Below are 17,634 nucleotides of genomic sequence, written 5' to 3' on the forward strand. Positions count from 1 at the left end.
TCTTTTGTTTAGGGGTATTCAAAAGTCTACCACAAATGGCTTTTCTATTTTTCTAACTTAATTTTACAAACGGCGTTATTAAAAAATAAAAGCTATGCACTGAATTGCATAGCTTTTATAGACTGAATTACTTTTCTTCAGCTGGCTTTTCCTTAGCCCACTTACGAATAGCTTCGATCTTCTTTTCTTTTAATGCTCGCTTGTACTTTGAAGCGATTGGGCGACGGCCTTGTACGCCGTATGGGTGTGCTTTACGCATGTTACTTTGCCTCCTTTAATATTAAACGTAAATTAATTAACGTTCCAATTATACCGGTCATTGTTTTAAAAAGCAAGTCTCCCTTAATCCAAAACAACTATCCCGTGAATGCCATTTCCAAAATTTAACAATTTATCTAACTTTGATAAACGATTAACTTTGCTATTACATTAGTAATTTCAGCAATCGAACTATACCGATCTGTAAAAACATTCTTCAAATACTGATATTATAACAGTTAACTTTTTAGACCAATTGTAGTATGATACAAAATGTAGATGAAAGAGAATAAAGGTATAAGGTCAAGGAGGATGTTATAATGTCAGTAAATAAATTAAACGTTTTTAACGTTACCGCTAACTGGAACGAATTAGATCAAGAATGCGCAGCAGCTGAATTAGCACTAATTAGCGAAAGTATAAATAAGAAATAAATTTCACTTAAAGAAGATAAAATAAAACCTTTGAGGGGAGCGAGACAGAAGTCACTTGTGACTTCGTTTTCGAGCCCCCGCAAGCAACAATAGGCCTCTAACGTTCGGCTTTACCGGACATTAGAGGCCGTTGTTGTACTGCGTATTTGCTTTTTATGAAAGTAACTTAACTTATGTCACAGTCCCCTCAAAGGTTTTTTATTGTTTAACCTGTGATGCACGCAACTCATCAGCATAAGCATTCAATTTACGTAAACGATGGTTAACACCCGACTTGGAAATTGGACCACCAGGAACCAATTCCCCTAATTCTTTTAGACTAACCTCTTGATGGGCTAATCGCGTTTCTGCAATTTCCCGCAACTTATCAGGTAAGCTGTTAAGACCTACTCGTGAATCAATAAATTCAATATTTTCGATTTGGCGCGTTGACGCATTCGCAATCTTATTCAGGTTAGCATTTTCACAATTTACTAATCGGTTAACTGAATTCCGCATATCTCGTACAATTCGAACATTCTCAAATTGAAGCATTGAATTAGTTGCACCAATTAATGACATAAAATCCGCAATTTTTTCGGCTTCTTTCAAGTAAACGATAAAACCACTACGGCGAGCGGTTGTTTGAGCATTCAAACCAAACTTGTTCATCATCTGAGCAATGATCTCATTATGTTCTTCATAAAGGGAGTATATCTCCAAGTGGTAGCGAGAAGTTTCAGGATTATTCACTGATCCCCCCGCTAAAAACGCACCTCTTAGATATGAACGGACCATCCATTCATCCTTAAGTAATTCTACAGGTACTTGTTCTTTAATTTGATAATTTTGTAAAATACCAAGATCATCTAAGACATGTTGTGCATGATAGCGTAAGCGAACTATATATTGGTTATTCTTTTTTAATTTCATTTTACGACGAACCACGATTTCACTTTCTACCCCGTAAAATTGTTTTAAAAGTGAATAGATTCGTCGCGCAATTGCCGGGTTTTCAGTCTGAACATTCAAAACTAACTGGTGGTCAGCAATGCCAATCGACCCGTTCATCCGAATAAGGGCCATCAATTCTGCCTTTGCATTATCCCGATGAACAGTAATTCCTGTTAATTCTTTCTTTACTTCGCTTGCATATGACATCTAGCATCAGTCTCCTAACTACTCGTGAACTTGGTGAAGTCGATTCATTAATTCTGCTACAACTTTATCACGATCATGGAAGGCACCATTGTCTTTTAGCCGCAGAAAATTTGAACTAATTACACGACAATGCTGTGCTCGTAGCCCTTGGAAATCATGCTTAACTGGTTGAGAAATTTCATTCCATTCCTGAAAATCAAGATAATTTTCTGGAACAGGTTGAATATTGACTAAGACCGTATTAATAAAATTCTTCCCAAGGTGATGGTTTAATACCCGAACATGATCAGCATCTGTAAAGTTATCCGTTTCACCTTTTTGCGTCATAATATTGCAAATATAGACAACTTCAGCCTTACTTTCGTAAACAGCTTGCCCTACTTCAGAAATCATCAAGTTTGGCAGGATGCTAGTAAATAAGCTTCCAGGGCCAAGGACAATTTGATCTGCGTTCTTTATTGCTGTTATAACCTCTGACACAGGACGAGCAGGATGCCCATCATTATCTTTAGAAGGTGTTACCCAGACCCGTTTAATTTGCTTATGGGCAGCCGTTATTTCCGATTCACCACTTAACTTTGTACCGTCTGTAAATTCAGCATTTAAGGTCAACGGCTCATTAGCAACAGGATAAATATGTCCATTAATCTTCATCATTTCTGATAACTCTTGAACAGCGGTAAAAATACCACCCTTCATTTCAGACAAAGCAGAAATAATTAAATTACCAATCGCATGCCCGGCAAAGAACTGGTCACTACTCTTAAAACGATATTGAAAAATATCAAGTTCGAGATCAGGTAATTCTGATAACGCAACTAAACCGTTTCTAATATCACCAGGTGGAACCACGTTAATATAGTTTCGTAAAATTCCTGAAGAACCACCATCATCAGCTACTGTTACGACTGCCGTAACATCAACATTTTGATCGCGCAATCCACGAAGGACAACCGGTAGACCAGTTCCTCCGCCAATCACTACAATCTTTGGTTTATGCAACATAATTAAAACTCCTCTTTACTTTGCCTTCTCAATATCGCGATGGTAAGTATTTACTTTATATCCCTTTTCTTTTAAATCAGCAGATAATTTGTTAGCAATAGTTACGGACCGGTGTTGACCGCCCGTACACCCAATTGCAATGGTCAGGCTGCTCTTTCCCTCCTTAATGTAACCCGGAAGAGCAATCTCTAAGAGCGACCGTAAATGCTGGTAAAATTCCTTAGCCAGCGGACTCTGCACAACATAATTTTGAACAGCTGGATCATTTCCCGTTAAGTGCTTTAATTCTGGAATATAGAATGGATTAGGGAGGAAACGAACATCCATTACGATATCCGCATCAAGTGGCAACCCATATTTAAACCCAAATGACATTACTTCAACATAAAAGTCATTACCTTCACCATGTCCGAATAATTTATTAAGCCTTAACTTTAGATTTCGTGGTGTCACATTAGTGGTGTCAATTACTATATCCGCTTGACTCTTAAGATCTGTTGAAAGCTTTCGTTCTAATTCTACCCCATCAAGTATCCGACCTTGTGGAGATAAGGGATGAGAACGTCTTGTTTCCTTATAACGTGAAATTAACGTGACATCATTAGCATCTAAGAAGAGTAGTTTCACATCTAAATCAGCCCGTTTTTTCAGTTTTTCAAAGTTTGGTAAAACCTCATCGTAAAATCCGCGTGAACGCATATCCATTACCATGGCGATTTTATCAAACTCTCTCGAATCTTCTATCACATCAACAAAACGTTCTGCCAATCCAGGAAGCATGTTATCAATTACGAAATATCCTAAATCTTCTAAGCTATGAACGGCAACGGTTTTCCCCGCACCACTCATCCCTGTAATAATTACTACTTTTAATTTTTTATCTACCATCACTAGTTCCTCTTTTCGCATACAGCTACCCAACTATTTTATCACATCAAGCCGGGTGTGTCTTATTTGAGCAACAAAAAAGGCCAAGTCAAACTCAGCCTTAAATATTAATGCATCCGTCGTTGATCCATCCGTTTAACAATATATAAGATTGGTAATCCTACGATGACGATTCCGATAAAAAGAATTACACCAGCTGGATCATTCATAACTTCACTTACGAGGACAAAGATTCCACCAGCAATCGCAATAATTGGCACTAAGGGGTAAAGCGGTGTGCTGAATGGGCGCGGTCCCTTATTCTTATGTCTTAAAATGAAGATCCCAAAGAATGCTAAAAGATAGAAACAATAAACGGTAAACACACACAAATCTGATAAGTGATCAGGGTCAAAGAAGAACATCATAACCGTTGCAAGAATGATAATAAACATCGTTGCGACTACTGGTGACTTACCCTTTGGCGTGATATATGCGAGATAGCGTGAGAATGGCAAATCATGACGACGCGCCATTGCGTATACAATCCGGGGGAAAGTAATCATTTTCCCGTTCAAAGTCCCCATCATCGAAATAATAATTCCGGCTGACAGCAATTTTCCTCCAATTGCGCCAAAAGCTTTCACCGCTAAGTATGCAGTTGCATTTTCACCTAGCCGATGAATAGTGTTAACTGGAAGGAACTTAAGAATCCCAACAGTAATTAAAGTATAAATAATAAGAACAGCAGTAATCCCTAAAATAATAGCTCGTGGCAATAATTTTTGGGGATTTTTCATTTCTCCCCCAAGGTTTGCGATTAAAATCCAACCATCATAACCAAATAAGGTTGCTAAAACTGCTACCCCAAACCCACCAGTTGATTGGTGAATTTCGGTAACCGTTTGACCAAAAGCATCTTGATGCCCCCAGAACAAACCAAAGATAATAATTGCCGCAATTGGAATCATTTTTCCAGCAGTCGTGATAATCGAAAAAATTGCCCCAACTTTATTTTCAAAAAGGTTCATTACGCCAATGGCAATCACTGTAATCACTGCTAAAGGTATTCGCCACTGGGTTCCTAAACCAAAGAAGTTTGCCATTAAAATACTCATAAATCCGGCAACTGAAGCAATAATTGCTGGCCCATAAACAATTACTTGCATCCACCCGGCTAAAAATCCTAAAAGGCGACCATATAAGTTTTCAATATAGACATATAGTCCCCCGGTATATGGCATTTGGGCACCAATTTCCGCCACTGTTAATCCACCAGTTAAAGTAATAATTCCTCCAAATACCCAGGCTGCAATTGCAAGAGTAGATGTGCCAGCGCTATCAAGAACAGATCCTTGTTTAAAGAATATTCCCGATCCAATAATTGTCCCAATAACAATCGAAATAGCGGACCAGAATCCAAGCGACCTTTTTAGTTCATCTGTTGGCTGTTGATTCATCATCATTCCTCCATTCTTAATATTAGGCAAAATAAAAACCCGGGATATCACCTATTAATGCAATTTGGTCACGCCAAATGATTAATAGAGAACCCGAGTCTGTATAAACCTATTGATTGGGTACACCAAAATCACTCAGCCTTAATAGAGTTAGAGGCTGAGGAGGAAGAAAACTGTTGATTTTGATTATTAAAAAATAACATTTCTTTTCCCTCGTTTCGTGTACGTTGATTTTTATTAGAATACCATTAGAAGAATTAGATTGCAACTACTTTTTTTGCTTGGCTTCTCGTTCTTCTGCCCATTTTTGATCACGTTCGAGCATCTCTTTTAAATATTTACCAGTGTAGCTTCCCTTTACTTCTGCTACTTGCTCTGGTGTTCCGGTAGCGACAACATTACCTCCACCAGCTCCTCCTTCAGGGCCAAGGTCAATTAGCCAGTCCGCTGATTTCACAACATCTAAATCATGTTCAATCACTAAAACAGTATTTCCCATATCGACTAACCGCTGCAGGACAGCTAATAAGCGCTTGATATCATCCATGTGCAATCCAGTAGTTGGCTCATCTAAAATATAGAAACTCTTACCGTGAGACTGCCGGTGAAGTTCAGCTGCTAATTTCATTCGTTGAGCTTCTCCACCTGAAAGGGTAGTTGCTGGTTGACCAAGGTGAACATAACCCAGCCCAACGTCTTCAATAGTTTGCAATTTGCGCTTAATTTTTGGAATCGCACTAAAGAATTCAAGAGCTTCCGAAACAGTCATATTAAGGACCTCAGCAATATTCTTGCCCTTGTATTCAACTTCAAGTGTTTCAGAATTATAACGTGTTCCATGACAAACTTCACATGGCACATAAACATCTGGCAAGAAGTTCATTTCAATTTTAATAATTCCGTCCCCGCGGCAGGCTTCACAACGCCCACCCTTAACATTAAAGCTAAAACGCCCCTTAGTATAACCACGCATTTTAGCTTGGTTGGTTTGGGCAAATAATTCACGGATGTCATCAAAGACTCCCGTATAAGTTGCAGGGTTACTTCGTGGAGTACGACCAATTGGCGATTGATCAATATTGATAACTTTCTCAATATTTTCGACCCCGCTAATCGACTTGTACTTGCCAGGCTTTGCTGAATTATTATTTAATTTTTGTGCCAAGACCCTTTTGAGAATCATATTAACAAGGGTTGACTTCCCTGAACCAGAAACCCCCGTTACGCAAATAAACTCACCAAGTGGAAAATCAACTGTAATATCCTTTAAGTTATTTTCCGCTGCTCCTGTAATAGTAATTTTCTTACCGTTACCTCCTCGACGCTCTTGAGGTACTGGAATAAATTTTTTCCCTGATAAGTATTGGCCAGTTAAGGATTTCCGTGATCGCATAATTTGCTTAGGAGTTCCGGCTGCCATCACTTGGCCTCCATTTTCACCAGCTCCAGGGCCAATATCAACAATGTAATCGGCCGCGCGCATTGTATCTTCATCATGTTCTACAACAACAAGTGTATTACCAAGGTCACGCATAGCCTTTAACGACTCAATCAAACGGTCATTATCTCGTTGATGAAGTCCAATTGACGGCTCATCAAGGACATACATTACTCCTGATAAATTAGAACCAATTTGGGTTGCTAATCGAATTCGCTGAGCTTCTCCCCCTGAAAGAGTTCGTGCTGAGCGACTTAAAGTTAGATATTCAACACCAACATTTTTCATAAAGGTTAATCGATCAATTATTTCTTTTAAAATCGGCTTAGCAATTTCATTTTTTTGTGCAGAAAGTTTGATGCTCTTAAAGAATTCAAGGGAATCACTAATTGATAAAGCGGAAACTTCACCGATATTTCGCCCATCAATCTTTACTGCTAAGGCCCGCTGGTTTAGCCGGTAACCATGACAAACCGGACATGGAAGCTCAGTCATATACTTTCTCATTTGTTCCCTTGTAAAATCTGAGTTAGTCTCCCGGTATCGTCGGCTAATATTATTGATAACACCTTCAAATGGCACATCGACATCCCGAATGCCACCAAAGTCATTCTCATAATGGAAGTGGAATGGTGTTTCACCATTACCGTACAAAATCTGTTGTTGTTGCTTTTTAGGCAACTTATTGAAAGGAGTATCCATATCAATGCCAACCGACTTGCAGAATTGTTCTAACATTTGGGGATAGTATTGCGATGAGATTGGATTCCAGGGAACAATTGCCCTTTCTTTTAAGGTCTTTGTTCGGTCAGGAACCACTAAATCAATATCTACTTCAAGTTTCAATCCTAACCCTTCACATTCTGGACAAGCACCAGTAGGAGCATTAAAGGAGAATAACCGTGGCTCTAATTCACCAACTGTAAATCCACAAATGGGACAGGCATATTGTTCAGAAAATGGAATTGGGTCTCCACCAATCACATCAGCAATTGCATAACCATCGCTTAAGCGGAGAGCCGATTCAAAGGAGTCAAATAACCGCGACCTAATTCCCTCTTTGATGATGATTCGATCAATCACGACATTAACCGTATGTTTTTTATTTTTATCTAATTCAGGGACTGAATCAAGGTCATAAGTTTCGCCATCCACTTGAACTCGGACAAATCCCTCACGCTTAATTGTTTCAAAGACTTTCTTTTGTGTTCCCTTTTTATCACGAACAACCGGCGAAAGAATTTGCAGACGTGTCCGTTCAGGCAATTCTAGTACCCGATCCACCATTTGTTCTGGTGACTGACTAGTAATTGGAATATTATCGTTCGGACAAATTGGTATACCAACCCGTGCCCATAGTAAGCGGAGAAAATCGTTAATTTCAGTCACGGTTCCGACCGTTGAACGCGGATTATGGGATGTTGTTTTTTGGTCAATTGAAATTGCTGGAGATAACCCGTCAATCGAATCTACATCTGGCTTATCCATCTGGCCTAAAAATTGCCGCGCATAAGCCGATAAACTTTCCACGTAGCGTCGTTGTCCTTCTGCATATAATGTATCAAAAGCTAAAGAACTCTTTCCAGAACCCGATAGGCCAGTTACAACGACTAACTTGTTTTTCGGAATAGTAATATCAATATTTTTTAGGTTATGAGCCCGTGCCCCATGAATTATGATCTTATCATTTGCCACGAAATAATCCCTCCTCTATTTTTTTGCTTTTGTCTTTAATTCCATTATCGTATCACGAAGCGTAGCAGCCTGTTCAAAGTCAAGGCGTTTAGCAGCAGAGCGCATTTGCTCTGTTAATTCATCAAGCATCTTTGCTTGGGCCTCTTTATCTAGCTTTGCAAAATCTTTGTCAGTAAATTCAGCACTGTTATCTGCTTCAGCTTCATCCGTTGCTTTCTTAGTAACAGTAATTGCTTCTTGAATTGGCTTGATGATTGTATGCGGCGTAATGTGATGTTCTTCATTGTATTTCATCTGAATCGTCCGTCGCCGCTTTGTTTCATCCATTGCCTTTTGCATCGAGTCAGTCACGGTATCAGCATACATAATTACTGCCCCATTCTCATTCCGGGCCGCGCGACCAATCGTCTGAATAAGTGAACGTTCATTACGTAAAAAGCCTTCCTTATCGGCATCAAGAATGGCGACCAAGGATACTTCTGGAACGTCTAGCCCTTCCCGCAAGAGGTTAATTCCAACAAGAACATCAAATTTACCAAGACGGAGATCACGAATGATTTGCGTTCGTTCAAGAGTCTTAATATCACTATGAAGGTATTTGACCTTTAACCCCATATCTTTTAGATAATCAGTAAGGTCTTCGGACATCTTTTTCGTCAGGGTCGTAACAAAAACACGTTCATTTTTCTCAATACGTTTGTTAATTTCACCAACTAGGTCGTCAATCTGTCCCATTACCGGGCGAACCTCAACTGTTGGGTCAAGTAACCCAGTCGGTCGAATAATTTGCTGAGCAACGTGGTCTGTCTGTTCCATTTCATATGGGCCTGGGGTTGCAGACATATATACAACTTGATTAACATGTTGTTCAAATTCTGGTAGTTTTAATGGTCGATTGTCAAGAGCACTTGGTAAGCGGAACCCATAATCAATTAACATTTGTTTCCGCGCTCGGTCCCCGTTATACATTCCCCGTACTTGCGGCATGGTTTGATGGGATTCATCAACAACTAATAAGAAATCTTTAGGGAAGAAATCTAATAAGGTATAGGGAGGTTCGCCGGACTTTCGACCATCCATGTAACGCGAATAATTCTCAATTCCATTGGTATAGCCCATCTCACGCATCATTTCAATATCATAAGTTGTCCGTTGTTGAATTCGCTCTGCTTCAAGAAGCTTTCCCTCATCAGTAAACTTCTTTACTTGTTTCTTCATATCAGCTTCAATTTGTGGCAATGCCCGATCCATGACTTCTTCATTAGTCATAAAGTGAGTAGCCGGGAAGATAGAAACATGGTCCCGGTCACCAATCACTTCGCCTGTCAGCGCATCAACTTCACGAATCCGATCAATCTCATCCCCAAAGAATTCAATTCGCAATGCTCGTTCATCACGCGACGCCGGAAAGATTTCAACTACATCGCCACGAACGCGGAAACGCCCCCGTTGAAAATCAATATCATTGCGATCAAATTGAATATTAACCAGTGCAGTCAACAATCGATCACGTTCAATTTCTTGACCAACGCGCAAAGAAAGAACACTATTTTGGTATTCTCGAGGATCCCCTAATCCAAAAATACTAGAAACAGAGGCAACGACAATTACATCATTTCGTTCCAGTAAGGAAGTGGTGGCAGAGTGCCGCAGCTTATCAATCTCATCATTAATTGACGCATCTTTTTCAATATAAGTATCACTAGATGGAACATATGCTTCCGGTTGATAGTAGTCATAGTAGGAAACAAAATATTCAACCGCATTGTGAGGGAAGAATTTTTTCATTTCACCATAGAGCTGTCCAGCTAAAGTTTTATTATGGGAAAGAATCAAAGTTGGCTTATTAACATTGGCAATCACATTTGAGATTGTAAATGTTTTTCCTGTTCCTGTTGCTCCTAATAAGATTTGAGCTTTTTCACCATCTTCAATCCCCTTTGTCAATTGATTAATTGCTTGGGGCTGATCGCCGGTTGGTTTGTACTCTGACACTAGTTCAAATTTTTTATCTGGTTGCCGGTAAATCAAAAGAAATTCCTCCCTTACGTCGCAGTTAAATAAAATAAAGTGGAATCGCAACTTCATAAATTACCGCATCCCACTTATCACTGACTATTTATTATTTACTGTTATTAGTTTATCACCCAAACATGTATTCGTCTATAAATTTACAGTAAAAAAGTGAGTAGAAAACAATCTCTCCAAACAGGCCCATTTTCACTCACTTCTTAAAATATTTTATTTATCATTTAATTTGCCGAAAGTAACCAAAGTAAAATTGTAAGCCCGCGGCAACAACATTAATCCAATTCAAACAAATAAACCACGGAACAAGATTAGCATTATCAAAATGGGTTACTCCATAAAATACAGAAAAACCACCAATAATCGCAATAAGATTAAGCCAAGCACAGAGGCGCCGCATTACAATGTCTCTTGGTCGACTCAATTCCCAGATAATATCAACGATTAGCCACAATACTAAAATTGCAAATGTTCCTGCAAATAAACTTGGTGTCATCCTTGCCGCCTCCCTTTACTTTGTTAATTTTTACCTTCTACTTCTATTATAAGAAAGCGCTTGCAAAAATCAACTATTTGATAAAAGGAAGCCTAAAAGCATAAATTATTGTTGAATAATTTGCGTAGTAATAATTGCTAATTGGTTTTTCGCATTACCATCTGCATTATCTTTTAATAATTCTGGCAAAATCTTCTTAAGGAAATACTGGACACTAGCCATATCACGAAAATCCATAATTGCCGTCAAGCTCGACTTATAAATATCCATATAAACTGGTTCAGGATTACCTTTTTGGATCTCACCAAATGATTCATACATAAGATCAATCTTATCAGCAACCGCGAGGATTTTACCTTCTAAAGTATCATCTTTCCCTTCCGCAAATCGTCGTTCATAAGCTGCCCGGAACTCAGCCGGAATTTCAGATTGAATAAAGTTTTCTGTTAATGATTTATCAACCCGCGCCAGCATTGAGCGCAATTCAGGGGTAGCATACTTTACCGGTGTTTTGATGTCACCAATAAAGCGTTCTGTATAGTCATGATTAAGAGCTTTTTCATATAAAGAACGCCAATCAATTTCATTTCCGGCTTGTTCTTCAATATCACCAAGCATTTGTGCTGCTTGCGTTACCTTAAATGAATGGGCAGCCACATTGTGTTCCTCAAATTTAAAATATCCTGGAGCGCGGTTAATCATTTCGAGGTCGCTTAAACTTTTCAGATATTCATGCATTCCCACGATGAAGTCCTCCCAAAAAATAATTAATTTGTACAATCATACAATTTTTTGGCGAAATTTCAAGAAAGGTGAGGAAAAATTTAATCTTAGTGACATCCCCAATATCGTATATAAAAACAGAGACTGTTGAAAAAAGCAAAGTTTTTTCAACAGTCTCTCAGTTATTATTATTCAGCAAACTCTTGTAAAGCCTTTTCGAAATCAGCTAATTTTTCATTTGCCTTATCTAAGGTATCAGCACTTGTACCAATGTAGAACTTAAGCTTTGGTTCAGTTCCCGATGGACGAATAGCAATCCAAGTATCATCATCAAGAATGTAACGCAATACATTTGATTCTGGGATACCTAATTCACTTACTTCGCCATCAGCTGTAGTTTTAGTCCCATTAGCGAAGTCTTCAGTAACTACTACTTGATGACCGGCAAAATGAGTTGGGGCTTCTTCTCTGAACTTCTTCATTAAAGCCTTAATCTTAGCTGGGCCATCAACACCAGCATAAGTATTAGCAATTGTCTTTTCGCGGAAGTAGCCGTACTTCTTAAACAATTCTTGTAAGCCATCGTAAAGGGTCATGTTACGACTACGGTAATAAGCGGCAACCTCAGCAAGTAAAGTTAAGGATTGGATAGCATCCTTGTCACGAACAAATGGCTTAATAAGGTAACCATAACTTTCTTCAAAACCAAACATAAAGGTATGATCAGCTTTGCCAGTCTCATATTGATGAATTTGGTCAGCGATCCACTTGAAACCAGTTAAAACATTGATCATCTCAACGCCGTAACTTTCTGCGATCTTAGCAGCGAAGTTAGTAGAAACAATTGATTTTACCGCAGCAGCATTCTTTGGTAAGGTTCCCGCTTGTTTATGCGCTTCAAGAATGTAGGCAAGCATGATAGAAGCAATTTGATTACCAGTTAGCAATTGATATTCACCATCTGGTTGACGAACTGCACATCCAAGCCGGTCAGCATCAGGGTCCGTGGCGATCAACACATCTGCATCAACTTTTTTACCAAGGGCAATGGAACGAACAAATGCTTCTGGGAATTCTGGATTAGGATGTTCCAAACCAGGGAAATCACCATTTGGTTGTGCTTCAGTTGGTTCCATTTCATAATTTGTAAAACCAGCTTGACGCAATGCCCGTTCACCAAGCATTCGGCCAGTTCCACATAATGGGGTAAAGACAAATTTCATATCTTTACCGTATTCCTTGGCTAATTCAGGATTAACAGTTACACCCTTAGCATTAGCAAGGTATGCAGCATCAACATCTTCACCCATGATTGTTTCCAAACCATTGTCAAGCATTTCTTGTTCATCAGCTAAAGCAATGTCAAAAATATCATCAATCTTACGGATGTAACCTGTCATCATGTCAGATTCTTTAGGTGGCATCTGTCCGCCATCTTCACCGTAAATCTTGTAACCATTGTATTCCTTAGGGTTATGACTAGCGGTAATCATGATTCCCGCATAAGTCCCCATGTGACGAACTGCAAATGACAATTCAGGCGTTGGGCGTAAATTATCATAGATGTAAACCTTAATCCCATGAGCACCTAATACACGAGCAGCATCATGAGCAAATTTACGGGAGTTGTGCCGAGAATCGTAACCAATAGCGACTCCTCGTTTTTTAATATCATCACCCAATGAATCCATTAAAGTTGCCAAACCTTCAGTTGCTTGACGGACAGTGTAAACATTCATCCGGTTAATTCCTGGTCCCATTAGTCCCCGCATTCCTGCAGTTCCGAATGATAATGGACCGTAAAAGGCATCTTCAATTTCTTTATCGTCGCTCATTGCAGCTAATTCTTGCTTTAAGTCTGGTTCAAGATCTGTTCGTTCTTGCCAAACCTTATAAGTATCTTTCCAGCTCACAATAATGTCTCCTTTATGTCATACTCTGCTTTTTAGTATACCGCATAAAATGCTATCTGTCGCTTTTTACTTAAAAATTTACTAAAGTTTTACCACGGCTTGGAAATTGAAATATGAGGCAGAAATTCTTGCTGTTTTTGCCGCTGGATTTGCCGTTGTTTAACACGTTGAGAATATGTTGCCATTAACGTCTTTTGCTCTTCAGTTTCCGGAATTAATTTATTAAATGCCGTTTGTTTTTCAGGATCAAGAATTACAAAAGTCATAAAACAATAAAAGCCGAGGAAACGTTCACCGGTCATCAAGTGCTCGCCAATTACTTTTGTAAATACTTCAATTGATCGCTTCCCAAAGCCGGTAACGTATGCCTCCATACACATTGAATCTTGAAGGTCAAATGGTCGCAGAAATTGGATCTCATCCATTGATACTGTTGCAACTGTTGTTCGAGCTACTCGCATTGCTGCTACCGAGGCTTGACCATCAATTAATTCCAAGATTCGTCCCCCGTATACTGTCCCGTGTTCGTTTAAATCTGAATTACGAATCCGATGAATTGACACCGCTAATGTATCATTACATTTGATTGCACCCATTAAAAAACCTCCTTAGTCCTTGTTATATAAAATTTTAACAAATCATTAACGATTATTGTTGGATTTTCGAAATTCAGCAACCGGTCCCAGATAATTACTATTAATTCCTAGCCATTTTTTATTAATCCGTCGTAAGGTACCATCTTTTTGAAGAACCCCAAGAGCATAGTTAATTTTATTAATAAGCGTCCGGTCCCCCTTCCTCATTCCAATCGCAACCCGGTCTGCAGGATAAGCAGATGCTGAAATCAATTTATAATTATTATTATTTGCAATGTGGGTCGCATAATAGCCGGCATAGACAGTCCCGGCAAGTACTCCTTGTGTGCGGCCTGCTTGCAGATCCATGAAAGCACTCGAGTTATCTTGATAAAGAATTGGCTTCTGTCCTTTAACTAGTTTCTTCAATACTTGGGGATATTTGTCAAAATCAGTTTGAGCAGTTGAGCTTTCTTGAATTCCCAACGTTTTTCCTTTCATATCCGCGAAATTTTTAATTTTACTATCTTTTCGTACCACCAATGATTGGCCAGATAGCTCATAAACTCTGCTAAATGCAATTCGTTTTTGTCGGGAAGGAGTAGCTGTATAACCGTTCCAAATACAATCAATTGTGCCATTTTTTAATTCGGTTTCCTTCATTGACCAATCAATTGACTGAAAATCAGCTTTTAATCCTAAAACTTTCGCAACTGCGCGAGATAAATCAACATCATAACCAACCAATTGACCGTTCTTTTTTCGAAAATCCATCGGAACAAAGGTATCATCAACCCCGATAAGTAATGTTCCCCGCTTCTTTATTCTTTCCCACGTATCTGTGTGGTTTGCCCGGTAATTCTCATTTTGAATCTTAAAGCCACTTGCAAAAACAATTAAAGGTAAAAGCAATATTAAAACTAATCCGAAATTAATTATCTTTTTCTTCATACGTATCTTCTCCTTTATCAAAAAAACGCCCTCTGAAGAATAAATCTTCAAAGGACGTATTTAGTATGCGTGGTGCCACCTTTTTTCACAGCTACCTCACAGTAACTGCCTCATTAAGTTCAGTCATTTGCGACGAAACTCTTTGTGATAACGGGTGACTCCCGGATTCTTCTTTCAGTCAAAAAATCTTTACTCCCAGGTGTGATTCATTAGCATAAAAGCTCCTTTTCCACCAGCTGGAGTCTCTGTACGGTCATGCTTAACTACTAGCCTGTTCATCGTCTTTAGTATTATTCAAATATTGTTTAGCAATTTCAACGTAAGCTTGCTGAGCCGTTAAATAATCATCAAGCGCAATACGTTCATCAATTTGGTGTGATAACTTTTCAATCCCTGGTCCGTATTCAATTATTGGAAAATTGTGATTGTCTAAAACATAGCGGGATGCATCCGTTGCCCCATGAGAAATCACTACATCCGGTTGCCTGCCGCTAACCTTTTTAATTGCCGTTTGAGCAAGTGCAATGAAGCGATCTTGCTTATTTGTAACCACTGGCATAAAACTAGCAACTATCTTTAGTTTTAATTCAACCCCTGTCTCCTTGTTTAACTCATCAATGATTGATTGTAGTCTTTTTCCTGTTTCCCGATTATCACATTCTGGAATCGTGCGAACATTCCCCTTCAAATATGCGTAATCAGGAATTGAATTTAACTGCTCTCCACCATGAAAGACAGTCACACTATGAATTAATTTTCCTAGGGTGGGACTTACTGCTGCATCGTCAAACGCCCGTGATTCTTTATTGATAAATTTCACTAGATTTGTAACAGCATTAATTCCCAATTCTGGTTGCGAACTATGAGCCAATTTTCCATAAGACTCAACAATATAATCAAAAGAGCCACAGTGAGCATATTCAATTTGGCCAGTAGTTGCTTCCCCAATTACCATCACATCAACATCATGAACGTACCCTTTATCAGTCATTTCAAGAGAACCTTGACCACCAACTTCTTCATCAACAGTGGCAATCAAGCGAACCTTTCCATGTTTTGGCAAACCTGCTTCTTTAAGCTCAATTAAAGCACCCACCATGGCTGCCAATCCCGACTTCATATCAACTGCTCCCCGACCATAGATTTTACCGTCTACTAATTGGCCAGCAAATGGTGGATATGTCCATTTTTGGAAATCACCTGCAGCTACCGTATCTAAATGTCCAGAAAGAGCGAGTACCGGCCCCTTTTCATCACCAATCTCCGCAATTAAATTGGTGCGGTTGGGTGCAAAAGGAACTAATTCACAGGAAATATGATGATCTTCTAAGGTCCTTTTAATATAACTTGCTTCGTCCTTTTCGCTACCATTTACTGTATCAATCTGAATTAACTTCTGTAATAGTTTTATTTTTTCATCATTTTCCAATGGTAATCGCCCTCCTTTTCTAACTAAATTTTAATCAAAACTATACCACTAAATAAAAAAAGATGCTAGAGCTTTTCTCTAACACCTTTTTATTAATCCATCGATTTAATGTATTGATAAACTTGCTGGCCAGCAATCGCTCCATCACCAACAGCTGTTGCAACCTGTCGTAATGGTGTTTCACGAACGTCCCCAATGGCAAAAATACCTGGTACTGCTGTCCGCATTCGCTCATCAGTCTTTACCCAGCCTTGATCATCAAGAATATCTAAATTCTTAAAAGCAGCGGTCTTTGGGAAATTACCAACATAAATGAAGACACCATCTGCAGCCATTTCACCATCTTCACCAGTCTTATTATTATGAGTTTTAACACCTGTTACTTTAATATCATCCCCAACAATTTCAGTCACACTAGTGTTATAAACAAACTCAATCTTGTCATTATTCATCGCTTCTGCTTGAATAATTGGTTCAGCCCGGAGCTCATCACGACGAACAAGCACTGTTACTTTGGAGGCTAATTGCGTTAAGTAAACTCCCTCTTCAACAGCTGCATCACCACCGCCAACAACGATTAAATGCTTTCCCTTAAAGAAGGCTCCATCACAAACCGCACAGTATGAAACACCACGGCCACCAAATTCTTCTTCTCCTGGAACATTGAGGTGGCGCTGATCAGATCCAGTAGCGATAACAACCGCCTTTGCAGTATATGTTTCATCCATGTCAGTAGTGATCTTCTTTAAGTCACCATCAAGTTCTACTTTAGTTACTGTTCCATAAGCATATTCTGCGCCAAACTGAGTTGCACCTTCATACATTTGTTGGGCAAGTTCAGGGCCCTTCACACTCTTGAATCCTGTGTAATTTTCAATTTCAGCAGTATTATTCAAGTTTCCGCCGTAAATTCCACGATCAAGCATCAAGACAGATAGGTTTGCTCGTGATGCATACATCGCTGCGGTCATTCCACCTGGCCCAGCACCGATGATTACAACATCATATTGCTTATTTTCAGCCATTTCTCTCTTCCTCCTCGAACAATTTTTTTACTATCCATATCATACAGACTTTGGATCTTTTTGTCTATCATTTTGCTTACTTTTTAATAGTAATATTCTTGTCGAACTATAATCAATATTATGATTTTATATATTAGTTTCAAATAATTAAATCGTTTTCAACTCTAATATTATCATATTTGAGTTATACTTATTAT

14 protein-coding genes are annotated in these 17,634 nt (G+C 38.9%); all 14 read right to left on the reverse strand.

Features of this window, described 5'->3' with window-relative positions; all coding sequences use genetic code 11:
* Positions 1-127: 127 nt before the first annotated feature.
* The 14 genes from QOS06_RS08680 to trxB all read right to left on the reverse strand — a co-directional run bounded on the left by QOS06_RS08680 (position 128) and on the right by trxB (position 17,437).
* A complete protein-coding gene (locus QOS06_RS08680) occupies positions 128-259 on the reverse strand; it encodes a hypothetical protein (protein WP_003666430.1) in 132 nt (43 codons plus the stop codon).
* Between the two features lie 631 nt (positions 260-890).
* The gene (gene whiA, locus QOS06_RS08685) at positions 891-1,832 is read right to left on the reverse strand and encodes a DNA-binding protein WhiA (protein WP_003670439.1); all 942 of its coding nucleotides are present in this window, start codon (positions 1,830-1,832) and stop codon (positions 891-893) included.
* Positions 1,833-1,850: 18 nt separating this feature from the next.
* Entirely contained in the window at positions 1,851-2,837 is a 987-nt protein-coding gene (gene mgfK, locus QOS06_RS08690; RefSeq protein WP_003670440.1) for a gluconeogenesis morphogenetic factor MgfK, read from the reverse strand.
* A 15-nt stretch (positions 2,838-2,852) separates the two neighbouring features.
* Entirely contained in the window at positions 2,853-3,725 is an 873-nt protein-coding gene (rapZ, locus tag QOS06_RS08695) for an RNase adapter RapZ (protein WP_283595835.1), read from the reverse strand.
* A gap of 107 nt (positions 3,726-3,832) precedes the next feature.
* Complete coding sequence (locus QOS06_RS08700; RefSeq protein WP_085680921.1) at positions 3,833-5,164, reverse strand: APC family permease; 1,332 nt, start codon at positions 5,162-5,164, stop codon at positions 3,833-3,835.
* Between the two features lie 268 nt (positions 5,165-5,432).
* Positions 5,433-8,297, reverse strand: coding sequence for an excinuclease ABC subunit UvrA (gene uvrA / locus QOS06_RS08705; RefSeq protein ID WP_085680923.1), 2,865 nt, complete (start codon positions 8,295-8,297; stop codon positions 5,433-5,435).
* Between the two features lie 15 nt (positions 8,298-8,312).
* Complete coding sequence (gene uvrB / locus QOS06_RS08710) at positions 8,313-10,328, reverse strand: excinuclease ABC subunit UvrB (RefSeq protein WP_283595836.1); 2,016 nt, start codon at positions 10,326-10,328, stop codon at positions 8,313-8,315.
* 217 nt (positions 10,329-10,545) lie between these two features.
* Positions 10,546-10,821: a hypothetical protein gene (locus QOS06_RS08715; protein ID WP_283595837.1), complete on the reverse strand. Its 276-nt coding sequence runs from the start codon at positions 10,819-10,821 to the stop codon at positions 10,546-10,548.
* 105 nt (positions 10,822-10,926) lie between these two features.
* The gene (locus QOS06_RS08720; RefSeq protein WP_003666416.1) at positions 10,927-11,565 is read right to left on the reverse strand and encodes a YfbR-like 5'-deoxynucleotidase; all 639 of its coding nucleotides are present in this window, start codon (positions 11,563-11,565) and stop codon (positions 10,927-10,929) included.
* 167 nt (positions 11,566-11,732) lie between these two features.
* Entirely contained in the window at positions 11,733-13,457 is a 1,725-nt protein-coding gene (locus QOS06_RS08725) for a phospho-sugar mutase (protein WP_085650068.1), read from the reverse strand.
* Positions 13,458-13,546: 89 nt separating this feature from the next.
* Positions 13,547-14,053, reverse strand: a complete 507-nt coding sequence (locus QOS06_RS08730; protein ID WP_003670450.1) for an acyl-CoA thioesterase — start codon at positions 14,051-14,053, stop codon at positions 13,547-13,549.
* A 45-nt stretch (positions 14,054-14,098) separates the two neighbouring features.
* Positions 14,099-14,983 (reverse strand): amino acid ABC transporter substrate-binding protein, encoded by an 885-nt coding sequence (locus tag QOS06_RS08735; protein ID WP_085650067.1) that lies wholly within the window; start codon positions 14,981-14,983, stop codon positions 14,099-14,101.
* Positions 14,984-15,242: 259 nt separating this feature from the next.
* Positions 15,243-16,412 (reverse strand): ArgE/DapE family deacylase, encoded by a 1,170-nt coding sequence (locus QOS06_RS08740; protein WP_283595838.1) that lies wholly within the window; start codon positions 16,410-16,412, stop codon positions 15,243-15,245.
* 92 nt (positions 16,413-16,504) lie between these two features.
* A complete protein-coding gene (gene trxB, locus QOS06_RS08745; RefSeq protein WP_003670453.1) occupies positions 16,505-17,437 on the reverse strand; it encodes a thioredoxin-disulfide reductase in 933 nt (310 codons plus the stop codon).
* Positions 17,438-17,634 lie beyond the last annotated feature (197 nt).

It is taken from the genome of Limosilactobacillus sp. DJ3M12 (genome assembly GCF_947381695.1).
GTDB lineage: Bacteria > Bacillota > Bacilli > Lactobacillales > Lactobacillaceae > Limosilactobacillus > Limosilactobacillus kinnaridis.